Consider the following 18,015-nt stretch of genomic DNA (forward strand, 5'->3'; position numbering starts at 1 on the left):
CGGTGTGCCGAACGGGTGGCGCAGGGCGGCCCCCGGTCGCCACGTTCACGACTATGATGCCCGCCTCGCGGGCAAGTTTCCGAGTGCGCCACGCGAAAACGCCCCGGCCGTCACCGGCCGGGGCGTTACTTTTTCCAGGTCCCTAGCGGGGCCGTGTCAGTGGATCACCGCATCCTCGGGCGCGGGACGCCCGGTGCTGCCGACCCGGTCGCCGATGATCAGCCCATCAGGCCCGGCGCTGACCGGCACATGCGCCCCGTCCGGCAGATCGCCCGACAGGATCATCTCGGCCAGCGGGTCCTGCACCGCGCGCTGGATCACCCGTTTAAGCGGCCGCGCCCCGAACACCGGGTCATAGCCTTCATCGGCCAGCCACCGGCGCGCGCCTTCGTCGAGGTCGAGCACGATCTTGCGCGCCGCAAGCCGCCGGTCCAGACGCGCAAGCTGGATGTCGACGATGCCCGTCATGTCGCCCCGTGACAGCCGGTCGAAAATGATCGTCTCGTCCAGGCGGTTCAGGAACTCGGGGCGGAAATGCGCCCGCACCGCGTCCATCACGTCGCGCCGCGCCTGCGCGCTGTCGCTGCCCTCGGGCAACTGGCTCAGCGCCTGGCTGCCAAGGTTCGAGGTCAGCACGATCAACGTCTGCTTGAAGTCCACAGTGCGGCCCTGGCCGTCGGTCAGCACCCCGTCGTCCAGCACCTGCAAGAGCACGTTGAACACGTCCGGATGCGCCTTCTCGACCTCGTCGAACAGGATCACCTGGTAGGGCCTGCGCCGCACCGCTTCGGTCAGAACGCCACCCTCGTCATAGCCGACATAACCCGGCGGGGCACCGATCAGCCGCGCGACCGCGTGCTTCTCCATGAACTCGGACATGTCGATCCGCACCATCGCGGCATCGTCGTCGAACAGGTACTCGGCCACGGCCTTGGTCAGTTCGGTTTTGCCGACGCCGGTGGGTCCAAGGAACAGGAACGACCCAAGCGGCCGGTTTTCGTCGTTCAGACCGGCGCGCGCACGGCGCACAGCGTTGGACACCGCCACCACGGCCGACCGCTGGCCGATCACCCGGCGGCCAAGTTCCTCTTCCATGCGCAGCAGCTTGTCCCGCTCGCCCTCCAGCATCTTGCTGGTCGGGATACCGGTCCAGCGTTCCACCACGCTGGCGATCTGTTCGGGGCGCACGGCCTCCTCGACCATCACGTCGCTTTCCGCTTCCTCGGCACCCTCGAGCTGCCGTTCAAGCTGCGGGATCACGCCATAAGACAGCTCTCCGGCGCGCGCCAGGTTGCCTTCGCGCTTGGCCTGGTCAAGCTCGGCCCGCGCCCGGTCAAGCTGTTCCTTCAGATCCCGTGCCCCGGCCAGCTTGTCGCGCTCGGCCTGCCACTTGGCGGTCATCTCGGCGGACCGCTCCATCAGCCCGGACAACTCGCGCTCCAGCGTTTCCAGCCGGTCTTTCGAGGGCTGGTCGTCCTCCTTTTTCAGGGCCTCCGCCTCGATCTGCAACTGCAGGATCTGGCGGTCCAGCGCGTCAAGTTCTTCGGGCTTGCTGTCCACTTCCATGCGCAGCCGTGACGCCGCCTCGTCCACGAGGTCGATCGCCTTGTCCGGCAGGAAGCGGTCGGTGATGTAGCGATGGCTCAGCGTCGCCGCCGCCACGAGCGCACTGTCGGAGATCCGAACTCCGTGGTGCAGTTCGTACTTTTCCTTGATGCCGCGCAGGATGGAGATCGTGTCCTCTACCGTCGGCTCCTCCACCATCACCGGCTGGAACCGCCGCGCGAGCGCCGCATCCTTCTCCACATGCTTGCGGTATTCATCAAGCGTGGTTGCGCCCACGCAGTGCAATTCGCCCCGCGCCAGCGCCGGCTTGATCAGGTTGGCGGCATCCATGGCGCCGTCCGCCTTGCCCGCGCCGACCAGCGTGTGCATCTCGTCGATGAACAGGATGATCTCGCCCGCGGCGGCGGTGATCTCGTTCAAGATCGACTTCAGCCGCTCCTCGAACTCGCCGCGATACTTCGCGCCCGCGATCAGCGCGCCCATGTCCAGCGCCATCAGCTTCTTGTCGCGCAGGCTTTCCGGCACGTCGCCGTTGATGATTCGAAGCGCCAGCCCCTCGGCGATGGCCGTCTTGCCGACCCCCGGCTCGCCGATCAGCACCGGGTTGTTCTTGGTGCGGCGCGACAGCACCTGCATTGTGCGGCGGATTTCCTCGTCGCGGCCGATGATCGGGTCGATCTTGCCATCGCGCGCCGCCTCGGTCAGATCGCGCGCATACTTCTTCAGCGCCTCGTAGCCGTCTTCGGCTGTGGCGCTGTCGGCGGTACGGCCCTTGCGCAGGTCGTTCACCGCTTCGTTCAGCTTCTGCGGGCTGACAGCGCCGGCTTCCAGCGCCTCGCGCGCCTTGCCCCGCACCATCGCGAGTGCGGTCAGGATACGCTCCACCGGCACGAAACTGTCGCCCGCCTTCTTGGCAAGCTTCTCGGCCTCGTCCAGCACCTTGGCCGTCTGCGGGTCCATGTAGGTCTGACCGGCATCGCCGCCGACCTTCGGCATCTTCGCCAACGCCGCATCCGTCGCCTCGCGCACGCGCTCAGGCGCGCCGCCTGCCCGCTTGATCAGCGTGGCGGCGAATCCTTCCTCGTCGTCCAGCAGGGCCTTCAGCAGGTGTTCGGGTGCCAGCTTCTGGTGGTTTTCCCGCATGGCAATGGTCTGCGCGGCCTGAAGGAACCCGCGCGACCGCTCCGTGAACTTCTCAAGGTTCATCGGTCGTTCTCCTTTCATCAAGCGCCCGGTCTTGTCCCGCCCAACATGTGGCACGGGATCTTCGGGCCTTGAGGCATATGTGGGAAGCCGCCGGAACACGCGCAAGTGATCCCGACCGTTTTCGCGCCTGCGCCGGGGCCCGAAATATCTCGCCGATGCATCCATCGCGTGTATGCTCGTTCCATACCCGGAGGAACCGTCATGACACCAAGCCGCGCCGCAACCCTTGCCGCCGCCTGCCTTCTCGCCCCCGCTCCGGGGCTGGCGCAAATGGCCATTCCCGCAGATCCCGCGCAGACCTGCACCGCCGACATCGCGCCGTGGTTCCCCGACGGCATCGGGCCCGCCGGCACCGTGACCCCGCCCCCTTCACTGACCTTCACCGACGACAACGGCGGCGATCCGTCCGCCTGCGCCTTCTACAACTGGGGCGCACAGGCGTTCCTTTGGCTCTTGTCCCCGGCCGAGGACGGTCGCGTGCTCGACAGCTCGGCGATCTTCAACGTCCTGCCCGACGAAGGCGGTGCGCGGCAGTTTCAGCGCAGCACGCCCGGAACCCGGCTCACCGTCGCGCTGCGCAACGAAAAGGACGATGTGGGCGAGATCGGGCAGGCGGGCGGGGGCGGCGTTCTGCTCTCACAGGATGGCGCGCTGGTGCATTACGGCGTGCACACGAACGACCTTTACGCCTATTTCCTGACCGGCCAGAAGGCGGGCGCGATCGACCCGACCCCCACGACCTATGCCCATGATGCGGACGACATGGCCGCGCTGAACGCCTATATGGCAAGCGTCAGCCCGCCCTTCGTGTCCGCCGCACCGGAAACGCTTGTGATGGAACTCAAGACCTCCTGGGTGGATGCCGAGACCGTGGCCGACAGCAGCGCCTACATCACGGTGCCCGCCCGTGTGCCCACCTACGCGCGCAGCGGCGACAACACCAAGTGGACACCTCATGGCCACCGCGACGTGACCCTCGCACTGACCGGACTGCACATCGCCGGCACCGTTCAGAACCACCCGGAATTCGTCTGGGCCACTTTCGAACACATCTCGAACGCGCCGGACGTCACCTACTACTACACCGACACGTCAGGCAGCATTGTGCCCTTTTCCTATGACGCCTCGGGCGATTTCGTGTTCCTCGCCACGGGCGCGGACCCGGCAAAGGCCAATGTCGAATGCATGAAGGCGCAGGGCGGCGGCGCCACCGGCACGATCATCGCAGACACGACTTCGGGCGGGAGCCTCGTCTGCGCTGGCGGCATCGTCCCGTCGGACACGGTGCGCGCGCGCCCGTGGGGCAGTTCCCCCCTCGGGCCGCCCGATATCGGCACGACCGTGAACGGCACCGATGTGACCAAGCCGATGGTGGACCAGATCGTCATGAACAACACGGCTCTTCTGTCGCTCAACGCGTCGGTGCGCGGGCAGCTTGCGGCGGGCGATCCGCGCGCAAACTACGTGCAGACCGGCGCAATCTGGACCGCCCCGGCGACCAGGGGCAGCAACGCGCCGATCCCCGATGGCAACGCGCCCGACCCGTCGGTCCTGCGCGGCTCCCTCGGGCTCTACAACGCGACGATGGAAACCTATTCCTTCGACACCGCGCCGCACTGCTTTTCGTGCCACGCGCTCTTCAACGGGCCGGACAACATGTTCGGCACCGCCAGCGCACCGGAGCAGTTGTCGCACATCTACTACGCGATCGACCCGCTCCCTGCGCCGTGAGGGCCGGGCCAGCCCAGACACGAAAGCGGGGCGAACCATTTGGGGCGCCCCGCTTTCATGAAACCTACATTGCCGCAGGCCGATGGGTCCGCTGCTTGAAAAAGGCTGCAACTATGTCTTGCGGCGACCAGCAAACCCAAGCGCACCAAGCCCGGCAAAGATCAAGGGAAGGCCCGCGGGAAGCGGCACAGGTGCAGTGGCCTCATATGTGAGATTGTCGAATGTAGGGTCCGTGAAGGATCCCGTCGCGGTGATGCGAACACGGTCCAAACCGATGAACCCGGCGAAAACGAGTGCGCCGAAATTGTTGCTGTTCACGGTGAAATCCGAAACCAACGTCGCGCCGTTGTAGCCTGAGAATGTGATCGGATCGCCCGCGTCAGAATGGACGATGTCGATACTGATCAGATTGAACAGACCACCCGTGGTCAGGTCGTAGGCATCGGCCCCGCTCGGGCAGCACGGGACATCCCATACGCCGTTGCCGCCGCCGACAAGCGAACCTGTGACCTGCGTTATCGTCATGCCTGCCTCGACATAGCTGGCCACCGGGCCGAACGGGTCGTCGAAGGTAAGCGTGGTCGGCGCGGCGTTGACTGCTCCAGTGAACGCGGCGGTGACCATCGTTGCCGAAAAGAGAATAGCGCGGAGATTCTTCATTGAAAAAATTTCCTATTTTCAGGGATTAAGCACAGGCAAGCTAGTACGGCATCAACTCATTGTGTCAACGTTTATTAATCCCCCGTGGCGGACGGAGGCGCGGAATTCAGCCTTTTGTCTTGCGTGGATTTTTCTTTACAACGATACCCTGACGGCTTTCCGGACAAATCCAAGGACCTGCCCCATGCACCATGACGACCGTCTGATCGTTGCGCTTGACGTGCCCGATGCTCTGTCGGGCCTCAAGATGGCCGACCAGATCGGCGACGCGGTATCCTTCTACAAGATCGGGCTGGGGATGCTCACCGGCGGCGGGCTGGCGCTGGCCAACGAATTGAAGCAGGATCACGGCAAGCGCATCTTCCTCGACATGAAGCTCTTCGACATCGGCGCGACGGTCGAAGCGGCGGTGCGCGGGTTGGCGCAGTTCGATCTCGACTTCCTGACGGTGCATGGAGATCCGCACGTGGTTCGCGCGGCGCGCGAAGGCGCTGCCGGAACAGGGCTGAAGATCCTCGCCGTGACGATCCTGACCTCGCTCGACCGGGCCGATCTCGATGCCTGCATGATCCGCCCCGGTGCGATCCCCGACCTCGTGACCGACCGCGCGGCCCGCGCCTTCCAGGCCGGAGCCGATGGCGTCATCGCCTCCCCGAACGAAGCGGCGGCGATCCGCGCCCTGCCTGAAGCCGCAGGAAAGCTGATCGTCACCCCCGGCGTGCGGCCTGCTGGCAGCGAGGCGGGCGACCAGAAGCGCATTGCGACACCCGCCGCCGCCATCGACGCCGGAGCCGATCACATCGTCGTCGGACGCCCGGTGTGGCAGGCCGCCGACCCGCGGGCCGCCGCCGCCGCCATCTTGACTGAACTTGCAGCATGCTAGGCCGCGTCAGCCCGGAGCCGAGTCCAAAGTCTGCCCTCGCAACCGGGTGAAGAAGGCAATCACCTGAGCCGGGTCGGCGCGTTCCGGCGCCCCGTCAGCGACCTCGTCCATCGTCCAGATCCAGCTTGTCGCCGGGTCGTGCAGCATCGCCCAATCGCCGAAAGCGCGCACCGGCACCGGCCCTTCCACGTGCAAGGTCAACTCCACGTGCCGGTCGTCGCGCTTGATGCGCGCCAGCGTTTCTTCCACCGCCGTCTCCGGCCCCTCCAGCCATTGCAGATAGATATCGCTCCGGCAGATCAGCGCGCCGGTGATCCCGTCGCGCGCGTTTGCCTTCCGCGCATCCATCAGGATGTTGCTCAGCACCGCCTCATCAAAGCCGAAGGGCCGCGAGGAATAGATGACACGGTGCAGGCTCATGGGTCGCTCTCTCCGGTTGCGGCGAGGCCGCATGCGCAAACCCCCTCGCGTGGCGCAAGCGGGCGGCATACTAGTGTCATACAGGAGTCATACGCGATTCCTACGCCGTTCTTACCGCCCGGACCCGTCCATGCCCGCCCTCTGCCGCGATTGCCTGACCCCCTTCGACGCCGGCCAGCGCTGCCCCGCCTGCCGCAGCCCGCGGGTGATCGCGCATCCTGAACTGTTCGACCTCAGCATCGCGCACATGGACTGCGACGCCTTCTATGCCTCTGTCGAAAAACGGGACAATCCGGATCTGCGCGACAAGCCGGTGATCATCGGCGGCGGTCGGCGCGGGGTCGTGTCCACCGCCTGCTACATCGCGCGGATCAAGGGCGTGCGCTCGGCCATGCCGATGTTCAAGGCGCTCGCACTCTGCCCCGAGGCGGTTGTGGTCAAGGGGCGCATGGACGCCTATGCCGAAGCCTCCCGCGCGATCCGTAAGATGATGGAATCGCTGACACCTTCGGTCGAACCGCTATCCTTGGACGAGGCTTTTCTCGACCTTACCGGCACCGCCAAGTTGCACGGCGCTCCGCCCGCTGTGATGCTGGCGCGGCTGGTCCAGCGGATGGAAACCGAGCTTGGGCTGAGCGGCTCCATCGGCCTGTCGCACAACAAGTTTCTCGCCAAGGTCGCGTCCGATCTGGACAAGCCGCGCGGGTTCTCGGTAATCGGCCGCGCCGAAACGGCGGACTTTCTTCGCAACAAGCCGGTCCGCATGATCTGGGGCGTCGGGCAGGCGACGCAGGCCGCGCTGGACGCCGCGGGCATCCGCAGCTTCGAGGATCTGCGCCGCTGGGACAGGCGCGATCTGGCCGCACGGTTCGGCGGTTTCGGCGATCGCCTGTGGCACCTCGCCCGCGGCCAGGACACCCGCAGCGTTTCCCCAAGAAATCCTGTGAAATCAATCAGCAAGGAAACCACTTTCGCCGAGGACACCGCCCATGACGAGATCCTGGACGGCCATCTGTGGCGGCTGGCCGAACAGGTCGCGGACCGGGCCAAGGCGCGCGACCTGGCTGGCCGGGTGGTGACGCTGAAAATCAAGCAGGCGAACCATGCCATCGTCACCCGGCGCCACGCGCTGCACGCACCGGCACAACTGGCAGACACGATCTACCGCGAGGCCCGGACACTGCTGGACCGCGCCAGGGTGGAGGGCCCGTTCCGGCTGATCGGCGTCGGCCTGTCGGACCTGGTGCCCGGCGGTGCGGCGGACGATGGCGGAGACCTTTTGGACCCGTCCGCGCGCCGCCGCGCGGCAGCAGAGCGCGCGACCGACGCGATCCGCGCCCGGTTCGGCAGCGACGCGATCATCAAGGGACGCGCGCTCAGATGATGCGGTGCCGACTTGGCGGTCACTCCGCTGCCAGCGGCAACTCCGGCCGGGCAATGTCCACGATGTCCGACATCACGCGCCGCATCAGCCCGCGCAGTTCGTCGAAGCGGGGCAGCGGCGTGACGCGCGCCTCGTCCATGTAAAGCGCGCGGTCGATTTCGATCTGAACCACATGGGTGCCCTGCGTCGGGCGGCCGTAGCGCTGGGCGATGAAGGCCCCCGCGAACGGCGCATTGCGCGCAACGCGCAGTCCTTCGGCGGTGAAGGCGGCCTCGATCCGGTCGACGATCCCGGCATCGGCCGCCGCACCGAAACGGTCGCCCAGCACCACGTCGGGCACCGGGCCGCGCCCGCTGCTCATGCCCTCGATCGCCTCGTGCGGCATGGAATGGCAATCCACCAGCACGGCAATGCCGAAGGCCGCGCGCTGGCGCTGCAGCAACGCGCGCAGCGCGGCGTGATAGGGGTGCCAGTGGTCGTCGATCCGGCGGCGCGCCTCCGACAGGGGAATCTTGCCCCGGTAGATCGCGCGCCCGTTGGCGACCACGCGCGGGATTACACCCAGTCCCGAGGTCACACGCGGATTGTGGATCACCCGGCGCACCCCTTCTATCACCGCCGGGTCCAGCTCGTCCGGGCTGCGATTCAGGTCGACGAAGGCGCGCGGCGTGCGGGCCAGCAGCAGCGGCGCGCCCAGCAGCGGCGCATCGGCGATCAGCCGGTCGACATAGGCATCCTCGGACGACCGCAGAGCAAGCTCGTCCAGCACTGTTGTCTTGCGCATGTTCGCAGGGTAGGCCCGCCCGCTGTGGGGCGAGGCGAACACCACGCCGGTCGTGGTCGCGGACGGTTCCAGAAGGTCGTAATTCACCGGCGCTCCTTGCTGACAGGCCCCTTCATATAGCGGGATTCTTTTGTCCACCAATACCCCTTGAACCCCGCTGCGACTCCTTCTATAGACCGTCCACCGACGCGGGCACCACCGCGTCTTGTTCGTTTGAACAGGACGTTAAGGGCTTGCACAGGGGGCGGTTAGCTCAGCGGTAGAGCACTACGTTGACATCGTAGGGGTCACTGGTTCGATCCCAGTACCGCCCACCATGCGCATGATGCGCGAACTGAACCGCCCGCAAGGGCACGAACTGCAACACGGCGCCGCGACGCGCCGCGACGAACAGGAGACGGCCATGAAGGTCAGGAACTCGCTTCGCTCGCTCAAGCAGCGTCACCGCGATTGCCGTGTGGTGCGCCGCAAGGGACGGGTCTATGTCATCAACAAGACCCAGAAGAAATTCAAGGCACGCCAGGGTTGATCCCCCGGCGACCGCCACGACGAAGCCGCCTCCGGGCGGCTTTTTTGTGTGTGGTTGCCCCGACGGCGTCCCTGATTCTGTGTGGCGAAACATACGAAAGGCTGTAAGGTTTCGGTCAGTCTGATGTCCTGTCCCGTCTCCGAACGGTGCGATAGTGCGGCACCCACGCCGACCGCGTCGCACAGATCGTTTCTGATGATGTCGGGGCGCTTCTTTGAAGGGTTACCCATGAAATCCGTACATGCCTGCATTGTTCTTCTTGCTCTCGGCGCCTGCGGTGGCGGTGGCGGTGGGGGCGGTGCAACACCGACGCCGACGACGCCCACGCCTGCGCCGCCCAGCACAAGCACGCCCATTGTCATCAATCCCGGTGATCCGATCCCGACCAATTTCACCGGCCCGGTCATCCTGACCGGCACAGCGATCGAATCCGCCTTCGGCAGCACAGGCGGTTTCGGAGCCTTCAGCGCACCAGTGGCCGCGACGATCCAGTCCTCGGCCAACACGTCGGGCAACCTGACGGCAGGTCCCGATAGTGTCACCCTGACCGCGAATGGCGAAAGCGTGGTGATCGACCTTCGCACGAGCGCAAGCAGCAGCGACGTGACCTTCGACGGGTCGGTGTTCCGCATCACGACCGCTTCGGGATCGTTCCTGATCCAACCCCAGGAACTGGTCACGCAGCCGATGGCGTTTTCGTCGTTTGGCGGATGGGCCAAGACGTCCGGATCGGGTCAGAACCCCAACGGCACTGATGCGATCCGTTTCGGCGTGTTCGGCTCCCAGACACCGCAGGGGTCGGTGCCGACCGGTTCCGCGACCTATACCGGCGAATCCATCGGTCTTGCGAACGTCACCACCGGCTCCCAAGCGATCATCGGGTTCACCAACTCCGATGTCACGATCAGCACGCCCGACTTCAACACCGTGACATTCACGTCGGCCAACACGACCTTCAGTTCGCTGAACGCAAGCACGCTGACCAATCCGGGCGACCTGAATTTCGAGGCAACAGGAACCGTGTCCGGAACCGGTTTCTCCGCGACCCCGACAAATCCGGGCCGCAGCGGCCGCGTGGACGGACAGTTCTTCGGCCCCGCAGCCGAAGAGGTCGGCGGCACGTTCGGGATCACGGGGTCCAACATCGTCTATGGCGGCGCATTCGGCGGCAAGAAACAATAACTTCCACCGGTGAAAGGCAGGGCCCGGCGAGAGGGCGCAGTGTGCCTTCTATCGGCACGGGCAGCGCGATAGGCCGCTGGCTTGTCGTCATGCTTGTGCTGCTGAGCGGCGGGGTTCAGGCCGCGCCCCGTACGGCACAGGAGGCGCGCGCGGTGGACGCGGCCTTCCTGCGCGGTCTTGCCGCGCTGGACGGGGGCGCGCCTCGTGCCGCCATTCCGGTGTTCCTCGGCATCCTCGGCCCGCATCCCGATCTTGTGCGGGTGCGTCTGGAACTTGGCCGCGCGTATTTCGAGGACAGGCAATGGTCCAACGCCCGACGCGAATTCCTGCTGGTGCTGTCGGCCGACATTCCGCGCCCGGTGCGTGCGAACGTGTTGGCCTACATACGCGCCATCGATTCGCGGCGTGGCTTTGATTGGGACATCAGCCTCGCGCTGACCGAACTGCGCAGCGGCGAGAACTACCGCACCGACACGATCGATCTGAATTTTGGCGGGATCGCCCTGCCCTTCACGCTGAACCGGACCGATGACCGCGAACTCGGGCTGACCTTCTCGGCCTCGGCCGGGCTTCGCGCGGACCTGCCCACGCTCAGCGGGCCCGGTATCGCCACCACCGCTTTCGGCGAGGCGTTCAGCTTCGGCGACTACGCCCGAACCCCGTCGCTGCGCGACATCAGCTACGGGCTGCGCGCAGGGCTGCGCTTTTCCGCACCCCGCACCACATCCTCAGTCGCGGTCGTGGCGACGCGGCGCGAGGTTGCGGCAGAGCATTTCGAGGACCGCGCCGGACTCGAACTGGCGGCCGAACGGCGCAGCCCGGGCGGTCTGTCGGTGTTCGGCAGCGCGCAGGTGCTGGACGTGGATAACGCCTTTACCGACACTCTGGACGGAAGCTCCGTATTCGCCGAAGCGGGTCTGCGCCGGTCGATAGGCGGGCGCGCCGTGATCGGCGCCGCGCTGTTCGGCGAAGCGCGCCGCGCCGATCTGGACTTCGAATCCTACGACCGGGTCGGCCTGCGCGTCTTCGGCAGCGTGGAGGCCCGCTTCGGCCTGTCGATCCGCCCCTCCGTCACCTGGGCACGCACCCATTACATCACTCCGAACCCGCTGTTCATCGGCAGCCGGGACGAACGCGAACTCACCGGCCGCCTGCGGGTCGAGAAGACCGACCTGATCCTCGGCGACGGCTTTTCGCCCTTCATCGAGCTGGAGGCAAACGAAGTGCAAAGCGGCATCGACGCGTTCAGCTACTGGTCGCGGGGCGTCAGCGTCGGGCTGCGCCGGGTGTTCTGACCCTGACCCCGGCCGCCGCCCGATCAGGTCCCGCTGCTGCGCACCGAAATGACGTAAAGCGGCATGTCCCGGTAATAGGTCGCCCCGATCGTCATGTTGACCGGCACCAGCAAGGATCCCCGCGCCATCACGCGGCGCAGGTGACGCGGCCCACCCTCAAGGATCAGCTTCTCCGGGCTTTTTGGCAACTCGATGTCCAGCCCGGTGAAGGCCTGCACGCTCATGCCCGCAAGCGGGCTTCGCGGCTGACCGAACAGCAGGCAGGCCGGCCGGTTCGCGTAGCACACATTGCCGTCCATCGACACGACCATTGCCGCCTCCGGCAGCACCTCCAACCCGGCACGCAGGTCGTTGTCCGGCATGTTCACCGCCGCGAAACACGCAAGTTCGCCCGACTCGTGCAGAAGCGGCTGGATGATCCGACGCCAGGCCCGCACGAAGACCTGCCGGGGCGGTTCATGAACGCTCATCACCTGCTCGCGCCGCCGCTCGACCGCGTGATACAGCGCCGAGAAGAAAACCGCCACATGCCCCCCGATGTCGAACACGCTGCGGCCCGTCATGTCGGTCTGATAGACCTCGGCGATCTTCGAGCCGTAATGGCGATAGACGTAATCGCCCGGCTCGTTGCCCGGCGCCACGACCATCGCCCAGTCCCCCAGCGCACCGAAGGCCTCGCTGTCAAGCCACGACACCGGCAGGGGCCCGCCGCCCTCACCGCAACCGCGCAGGAAGCTGCGCAGGATCGGATGCTGCGCATCCGCGAGGGTTGGGCGCCACACGATCAGCGGCGCGGGTGCATCATGGGCGGCAAAAAGCTTGCCCGCGGTGTCGGACTTGCCCTGCGCCAGATCGGTCGCCAGATCCTCGACAAGCTGCGCCTCGGGCACGTCGGTCATTGTTCCGGTCACGGCCACCCCCATAGTCGATACATATATGAATTATAGCAAAGTAACGCCGTCGCACCTAATCGCGCTACATTCTAACGCGCAGATCGCCCTTTGGTTGCAGATCTTTGCGCAGTTTCGCGCATTCTACCCGTCCCCGCCGTAATCGCGCCGGTCATCGATCACCTTGCCGTCCCGCGGCAACAACCCTGGCGCGAAAAGCGTCACGGTGCCGGACAGTTTCAGAACGTCGCGGACCGAATCGGAAAAATCCTCGGGGCGTCCGCCGGGGGCTTCGACCTGCACTTCCATAGCGTCTCGGTCGCCATCGCGGGTAACGACGACGCGGGCGCGGGTCACGTCAGGGTGCCGCGCCACGAAGGCGGCGACCTGTTCGGGCCGCACGAACATCCCCTTGATCTTGGTGGTCTGATCCGCACGGCCCATCCAGCCCTTGATGCGCATGTTGGTGCGCCCACAGGGGCTGTGGCCCGGCAGGACGGCACTCAGATCGCCGGTGGCGAAGCGGATCAGCGGCAGGTCCGGGTTCAGCGAGGTGACCACCACCTCGCCGATCTCGCCCTCGGGAACCGGATCTCCCGTACCGGGGGTGACGATCTCCACGATCACGCCCTCGTCCACGATCATCCCTTCCATGGCCGGGCTTTCATAGGCGATGTTGCCCAACTCGGCGGTGGCATAGCATTGCAGGCAGGCAATGCCGCGATCTGCATAGGCCTCGCGCAAGGCCGGGAACAGCGCCCCTCCGGACACGGCCGCGCGCCGGAACTGCAGCGCGACCCCCATTTCGTCCGCCTTGTCGAGGATCACCTTCAGATAGTCGGGCGTGCCGGCATAGGCGGTGCAGCCGAAATGCGCCGCCGCCTGCACCTGCAACTCGGTCTGGCCGGTACCGGCGGGCAGCACGGCCGCCCCGACAGCGCGCGCACCGTTCTCGAAGATGTGGCCCGCCGGCGTCAGGTGATATCCGAAGCAGTTCTGCACGATGTCGCCGCGCCCGATCCCGCAGGCATGCAGGAACCGGCCCAGCCGCCACCAGTCATGGCTGGTGCGCCCGGCTTCGTAGATCGGACCGGGCGACTGGAACAGGTGCTCGAACCCGGCCGCGCCGGGAACCGACAGGCCGCCCAGCGGCGCCGCCGGGGTCTGCAACGCCGCAAGCTCCGACTTGCGCAGCACCGGAAGGGCGGCCAGCGCAGCGGGCCCGGTGACAGCGGCGGCATCCACGCCCGACAACCGGGCCGCGTTCCCGGCAAGACCTTGCGCCGTCCGGATCTGAGCGGGCAGGCATTCGGCCAGCGATGCGGCACGTTCTTCTGCGCTGCGGCATTCCCAGTCATCATATGGTTTCATCATCGAATCCGCCGTTTTCGTGTTGTTTTGAAGCCATGCATGGCGCGCAGGCCAGCCTTGCAATCCGCTCTATTGTGCAGGTGCAGCAAAAGCGGTATCTCTCCTGCATCGAAGGTTGCAACGCACCTTCGGGCATGATCGCAGCAGGCCTCCTCCTCCCTGGGCCTTCACGATCTGCGGCGGCACCGCTCCTCCTCCCTCAATGGTGCCGCCGCCAAACATGCCCCTCCCCTTGATCACGTTCATCGGCTCGGCACCGCAGGGTCAGCTCAGCCAGCGCTTGCGCCGACGGTAACTGCGCGTGTCGCGGAACGACCTGCGCCCCTCGTCCGACATGCCGAGGTAGAATTCCTTGACGTCCGGGTTCTCGCGCAGCGCGGCAGCACTGCCTTCCATGACCACGCGGCCCGATTCGAGGATGTATCCCTCGTGGGCGAACCTAAGCGCGACATTTGTGTTCTGTTCGGCCAGCAGGAAGCTGACACCCTCCTGCGCGTTCAGATCGCGCACGATGGTGAAGATCTCCTCCACAAGTTGCGGCGCAAGGCCCATCGACGGCTCGTCCAGAAGGATCATCTCGGGCGCGGCCATCAGCGCGCGGCCGATAGCGCACATCTGCTGCTCGCCCCCGCTGGTATACCCCGCCTGGCTGCCCCGCCGCTCGCGCAGGCGCGGGAAATAGGCATAGACCTTCTCGAGATCGGCGGCGATGGCCCCGCGTCCGTCGCGGCGGGTATAGGCGCCGGTCAGCAGGTTTTCCTCGATGGTCAGATGCTCGAAACAGTGCCGACCCTCCATCACCTGCACGACGCCGCGCTTCACGAGATCGGCGGGCGACAGGTCCTGCACCCGGTCGCCGCGATAAAGGATCGACCCTTTGGTGACCGCGCCCCTCTCGCTGTGCAGCAGGTTCGACACCGCCTTCAGAGTGGTGGTCTTGCCAGCGCCGTTGCCGCCCAGAAGCGCGGTAATGCCGCCGCGCGGAACCTTAAGGCTGACACCCTTCAACACAAGGATCACATGGTTGTAGATCACCTCGATGTTGTTCACCTCAAGCAGGGTCTCGGCTTCGGCGCGGGAGGCGCGCGCGACCGCGGCGGAATCGGGCTGTGCGGATGCCGCGCTCATGCGATCGGCCCGTCGACGGGGTGAAAGTTTCGCTGCGCGCGCGTCAGGATTTCTGACTGGCGCGCGCCACGCGGGCGCGTCACAGGCTTGGTCAAACTCCGGCAAAGCGGCAAGGCCATGCAAACCCGTTCCAGCGATCGTCCCGTGTTTTTCGTCAAATGGGCGGCATCCATCGTCCAGATCCTCGGTTACGCCACCACCGCCTTCGGGCTTGCCCCGTGGAACATCTACCTGTTCCTCGTCGGGTTGGTGGGCTGGCTGGCGGTCGGGGTGCTGTGGAACGACCGCGCCATCATGCTCATTCATGTCGTCGCTTTGGGTGCCATGATCGTCGGCCTACTCAGCACCGGAACCTGATACCCGCGCCAGAGGAAAGCGGTGGGGGGATTGCCCCCCACCCCGACCGGACATCAGCTTTCAGCGCAGCCGGGCGTGATCCCGTTCTCCGCCGCGAAGGCCTCGCTGTCTGCCGCGATCAGCGGGTCGATCACCGCGTCATCCGGCGCGATGAAATCGGTCAGCGGCGTCCACGTCCCGGCAGCGGCATCCCACTGCTGGACAAGACCAAGCCCCGATCCGCCGTGGTTCTGGCAGGTCACGCTGAATTCCGGCCCGATCCCGGGCATTCCCAACGCTTCCATCTTGGCCGCAGTCATCTCCAGTGCCTCCATCCCGTCGCGCATCATGCCCGCGTCGATGTCCGCCACGCCGTGGATCTCCTGCGCGGTCTTCGCGGCCTCCACCGCCAGCATCGCCGCGTACATGCCGCGGGTGTACAGCACCGACCCCACGTTGGACCCGTCACCCGCAGCGTTGCCGGCCTCGACCACGTACGTGCGGATGTCGTCGAACACAGGGTAGTCGACCACGCGGTTCATGTTCAGCGACTTGTAGCCGTTCGCCGCGGCCCCCGCAGGCGTCACGTCATGCTCGGCCCCGGCCCACCAGTTGCCGATGAAATTCTCCATCGGGAACCGGATATTCGCCGCTTCCTGGATCGCGACCTGGTTCATCACGCCCCAGCCCCACATGATCACGTAGTCGGGCCGCTCGCGGCGAATGCGCAACCACTGGCTGCCTTGCTCCTGGCCCGGATGGTCCACCGCAATCGTGGTCAGTTCGTAGCCGTGCTTGGCTGCCAGTTCCTCCAGCGTCCGGATCGGCTCCTTGCCATAGGCCGAGTTGTGATACAGCAGCGTGATCTTCTTGCCCGTCAGGTCGCCCCCGTTCTCGCCGGACAGATAGCTGATGGCCACCGACGCCGCGTCCCAGTAATTCGCCGGGTAGTTGAACACATGGCTGAACACCTCGCCGTTCGCCGCGGAGGTCCGGCCATATCCCATCGTGTGCAGCGGGATGCCGTCGGCCTGCACCTTGGGGATCAACTGATAGGTGATCCCGGTGCTCAGAGGCTGGTAGACCAGCGCGCCCTCGCCCTTGGTCGCCTCGTAGCACTCCACACCCTTCTCGGTGTTATAGGCCGTCTCGCATTCCACCACCCGCGCGGGCACGCCGCCGATACCGCCGTCGCGGGCATTCACCAGTGCGAAATAGTCCTGATAGCCGTCCGAGAACGGGATACCCCCCGCCGCGTAGGGCCCGGTGCGATAGCTCAGGTCCGGAAACACCAGGTCCGCCAGCGCGGGCCCTGCGGCCAGCGCCGCCCCAAGCGCGAGTGTCGTCAGTCGTGTCATGTCGTATCCTCCCATATGTCGCCGGGAAGACTCCCGGCCGGTGTCACGGGGCGGGGTTCAGCCCCGCCGCCAGCATTCAATGCGGAAACGGCCAGAGCCGCAGCTTTTCCTTCGCCAGTTCCCACAGGCGCGCCAGCCCGTGCGGTTCGACGATCAGGAAGAAGATGATCAGCCCGCCCACGATCACCAGTTCGAAATGTGCCGCCAGCGCCGTGTCCCAGCCAAGCCCACCGACCAGCAGGTTCTTCAGGAACACCGGCAGCAGCACCATGAAGGCCGCGCCCGCCATCGATCCGAAGATCGACCCCAGCCCGCCGATGATGACCATGAACAGCACCAGGAACGATTTCTGGATGCCGAAGGCCTCACCGACCTCGACAGCGCCAAGGTAGACCGAAAAGAACAGCGCGCCCGCGATCCCCACAAGGAAGGACGACACCATGAAGGCGGTCAGCTTCGCGCGCAGCGGGTTCACGCCGATGATCTCGGCCGCGATGTCCATGTCGCGGATCGCCATCCAGGACCGGCCCACCGCACCGCGCGTCAGGTTGCGCGCCAGCCACGCCGCCCCGATCAGGAACACAAGGCAGAAAAGGTAGGTGGCCCAGGCGTCGGTATTCGGGCCTGTCACCGGCACGCCGAACACGGTGCGCTCCGGCGCGCTGATCTGGCCGCTCGCCGAATAGTTGTAGAACCACGGCACACGGTTGAACAGCCACACAAGAAAGAACTGCGCCGCCAGTGTCGCGACGGCAAGGTAGAAACCCTTGATCCGAAGGCTGGGCAGGCCGAACAACACGCCCACCCCGGCGGTCACGCCGCCCGACAGCAGCACCACGATGCCGATGTTCAGGCCCGGAAAGGCTGTCATCAGCTTGTAGCAGGCGAAAGCTCCGACCGCCATGAACCCGCCCGTGCCAAGGCTGACCTGCCCGCAATATCCGGTCAGGATATTCAATCCGATCGCCGCCACCGACCAGATCAGGAAAGGCAGAAGGACCGCGTTCGCCCAGTAATCGTTGACGATGAAGGGCACCACGCCAAGCGCCAGAACCATGACCGCGTAATAGCGGTAGCGGTCGAAGGCGATGGGAAAGCTCTGCGCATCATCCGCATAGCGTGTCTTGAAATCGCCCGCCTCACGATAGAACATGCGTTCCCTCCCGCGGTACGATGACGATCCCGGAACCGAAGCACCCGAAAACGCCAGAGGGCTCCCGGCAGACGCCGAGAGCCCTCTGAGCTTGACGGAACGGATCGGCAAACGCCCGCCCGCACCCGACTGCCATGAC

16 protein-coding genes and 1 tRNA gene are annotated in these 18,015 nt (G+C 65.9%); 8 read left to right on the forward strand and 9 right to left on the reverse strand.

Annotated elements, in window-relative coordinates; all coding sequences use genetic code 11:
• Nucleotides 1-156: 156 nt before the first annotated feature.
• Nucleotides 157-2,772: an ATP-dependent chaperone ClpB gene (gene clpB, locus DKT77_RS14445; RefSeq protein ID WP_109812380.1), complete on the reverse strand. Its 2,616-nt coding sequence runs from the start codon at nt 2,770-2,772 to the stop codon at nt 157-159.
• A 201-nt stretch (nt 2,773-2,973) separates the two neighbouring features.
• Between clpB and DKT77_RS14450 the strand changes: the two genes are divergently transcribed.
• Nucleotides 2,974-4,503: a hypothetical protein gene (locus DKT77_RS14450; protein WP_109812381.1), complete on the forward strand. Its 1,530-nt coding sequence runs from the start codon at nt 2,974-2,976 to the stop codon at nt 4,501-4,503.
• A 111-nt stretch (nt 4,504-4,614) separates the two neighbouring features.
• Here DKT77_RS14450 and DKT77_RS14455 read toward each other — a convergent pair whose 3' ends face one another.
• The gene (locus DKT77_RS14455) at nt 4,615-5,163 is read right to left on the reverse strand and encodes a VPLPA-CTERM sorting domain-containing protein (protein ID WP_109812382.1); all 549 of its coding nucleotides are present in this window, start codon (nt 5,161-5,163) and stop codon (nt 4,615-4,617) included.
• A gap of 184 nt (nt 5,164-5,347) precedes the next feature.
• Between DKT77_RS14455 and pyrF the strand changes: the two genes are divergently transcribed.
• Nucleotides 5,348-6,046 (forward strand): orotidine-5'-phosphate decarboxylase, encoded by a 699-nt coding sequence (gene pyrF, locus DKT77_RS14460; protein WP_109812383.1) that lies wholly within the window; start codon nt 5,348-5,350, stop codon nt 6,044-6,046.
• Between the two features lie 6 nt (nt 6,047-6,052).
• Here pyrF and DKT77_RS14465 read toward each other — a convergent pair whose 3' ends face one another.
• Nucleotides 6,053-6,466, reverse strand: a complete 414-nt coding sequence (locus DKT77_RS14465; RefSeq protein WP_109812384.1) for a BLUF domain-containing protein — start codon at nt 6,464-6,466, stop codon at nt 6,053-6,055.
• 130 nt (nt 6,467-6,596) lie between these two features.
• Here DKT77_RS14465 and DKT77_RS14470 point away from each other — a divergent pair, with 130 nt between their 5' ends.
• The gene (locus DKT77_RS14470; RefSeq protein WP_109812385.1) at nt 6,597-7,850 is read left to right on the forward strand and encodes a DNA polymerase IV; all 1,254 of its coding nucleotides are present in this window, start codon (nt 6,597-6,599) and stop codon (nt 7,848-7,850) included.
• 19 nt (nt 7,851-7,869) lie between these two features.
• Here the strand turns inward: DKT77_RS14470 and DKT77_RS14475 are convergent, their stop codons facing one another.
• Complete coding sequence (locus tag DKT77_RS14475; protein WP_238547916.1) at nt 7,870-8,721, reverse strand: N-formylglutamate amidohydrolase; 852 nt, start codon at nt 8,719-8,721, stop codon at nt 7,870-7,872.
• 155 nt (nt 8,722-8,876) lie between these two features.
• Between DKT77_RS14475 and DKT77_RS14480 the strand changes: the two genes are divergently transcribed.
• The 4 genes from DKT77_RS14480 (at nt 8,877) to DKT77_RS14495 (ending at nt 11,640) form a co-directional block, all read left to right on the forward strand.
• Nucleotides 8,877-8,951, forward strand: a tRNA-Val gene (locus DKT77_RS14480).
• A gap of 5 nt (nt 8,952-8,956) precedes the next feature.
• A complete protein-coding gene (gene ykgO, locus DKT77_RS14485) occupies nt 8,957-9,163 on the forward strand; it encodes a type B 50S ribosomal protein L36 (RefSeq protein ID WP_238547917.1) in 207 nt (68 codons plus the stop codon).
• A 228-nt stretch (nt 9,164-9,391) separates the two neighbouring features.
• A complete protein-coding gene (locus tag DKT77_RS14490; protein WP_109812388.1) occupies nt 9,392-10,345 on the forward strand; it encodes a transferrin-binding protein-like solute binding protein in 954 nt (317 codons plus the stop codon).
• 89 nt (nt 10,346-10,434) lie between these two features.
• Complete coding sequence (locus tag DKT77_RS14495; protein WP_238547918.1) at nt 10,435-11,640, forward strand: surface lipoprotein assembly modifier; 1,206 nt, start codon at nt 10,435-10,437, stop codon at nt 11,638-11,640.
• Between the two features lie 23 nt (nt 11,641-11,663).
• Here the strand turns inward: DKT77_RS14495 and DKT77_RS14500 are convergent, their stop codons facing one another.
• The 3 genes from DKT77_RS14500 to DKT77_RS14510 form a co-directional block, all read right to left on the reverse strand.
• Nucleotides 11,664-12,551, reverse strand: coding sequence for a PAS domain-containing protein (locus DKT77_RS14500; protein ID WP_146205013.1), 888 nt, complete (start codon nt 12,549-12,551; stop codon nt 11,664-11,666).
• A gap of 123 nt (nt 12,552-12,674) precedes the next feature.
• Entirely contained in the window at nt 12,675-13,904 is a 1,230-nt protein-coding gene (locus DKT77_RS14505) for a phenylacetate--CoA ligase family protein (RefSeq protein WP_109812505.1), read from the reverse strand.
• Nucleotides 13,905-14,165: 261 nt separating this feature from the next.
• Entirely contained in the window at nt 14,166-15,029 is an 864-nt protein-coding gene (locus tag DKT77_RS14510; RefSeq protein WP_109812391.1) for an ABC transporter ATP-binding protein, read from the reverse strand.
• A 117-nt stretch (nt 15,030-15,146) separates the two neighbouring features.
• On the opposite strand from DKT77_RS14510, the gene DKT77_RS14515 reads away from it, so the two are divergent.
• Nucleotides 15,147-15,386 carry a DUF6552 family protein gene (locus DKT77_RS14515; protein WP_109812392.1) on the forward strand — a complete coding sequence of 80 codons (240 nt, stop codon included), beginning with the start codon at nt 15,147-15,149 and terminating at the stop codon, nt 15,384-15,386.
• 53 nt (nt 15,387-15,439) lie between these two features.
• On the opposite strand, the gene DKT77_RS14520 is transcribed toward DKT77_RS14515, so the two are convergent.
• Both DKT77_RS14520 and DKT77_RS14525 read right to left on the reverse strand, forming a co-directional pair.
• Nucleotides 15,440-16,723 (reverse strand): ABC transporter substrate-binding protein, encoded by a 1,284-nt coding sequence (locus DKT77_RS14520; protein ID WP_109812393.1) that lies wholly within the window; start codon nt 16,721-16,723, stop codon nt 15,440-15,442.
• Nucleotides 16,724-16,799: 76 nt separating this feature from the next.
• A complete protein-coding gene (locus tag DKT77_RS14525; RefSeq protein ID WP_109812394.1) occupies nt 16,800-17,876 on the reverse strand; it encodes a branched-chain amino acid ABC transporter permease in 1,077 nt (358 codons plus the stop codon).
• Nucleotides 17,877-18,015: the final 139 nt, after the last annotated feature.

The organism is Meridianimarinicoccus roseus (assembly GCF_003172915.1).
GTDB lineage: Bacteria > Pseudomonadota > Alphaproteobacteria > Rhodobacterales > Rhodobacteraceae > Meridianimarinicoccus > Meridianimarinicoccus roseus.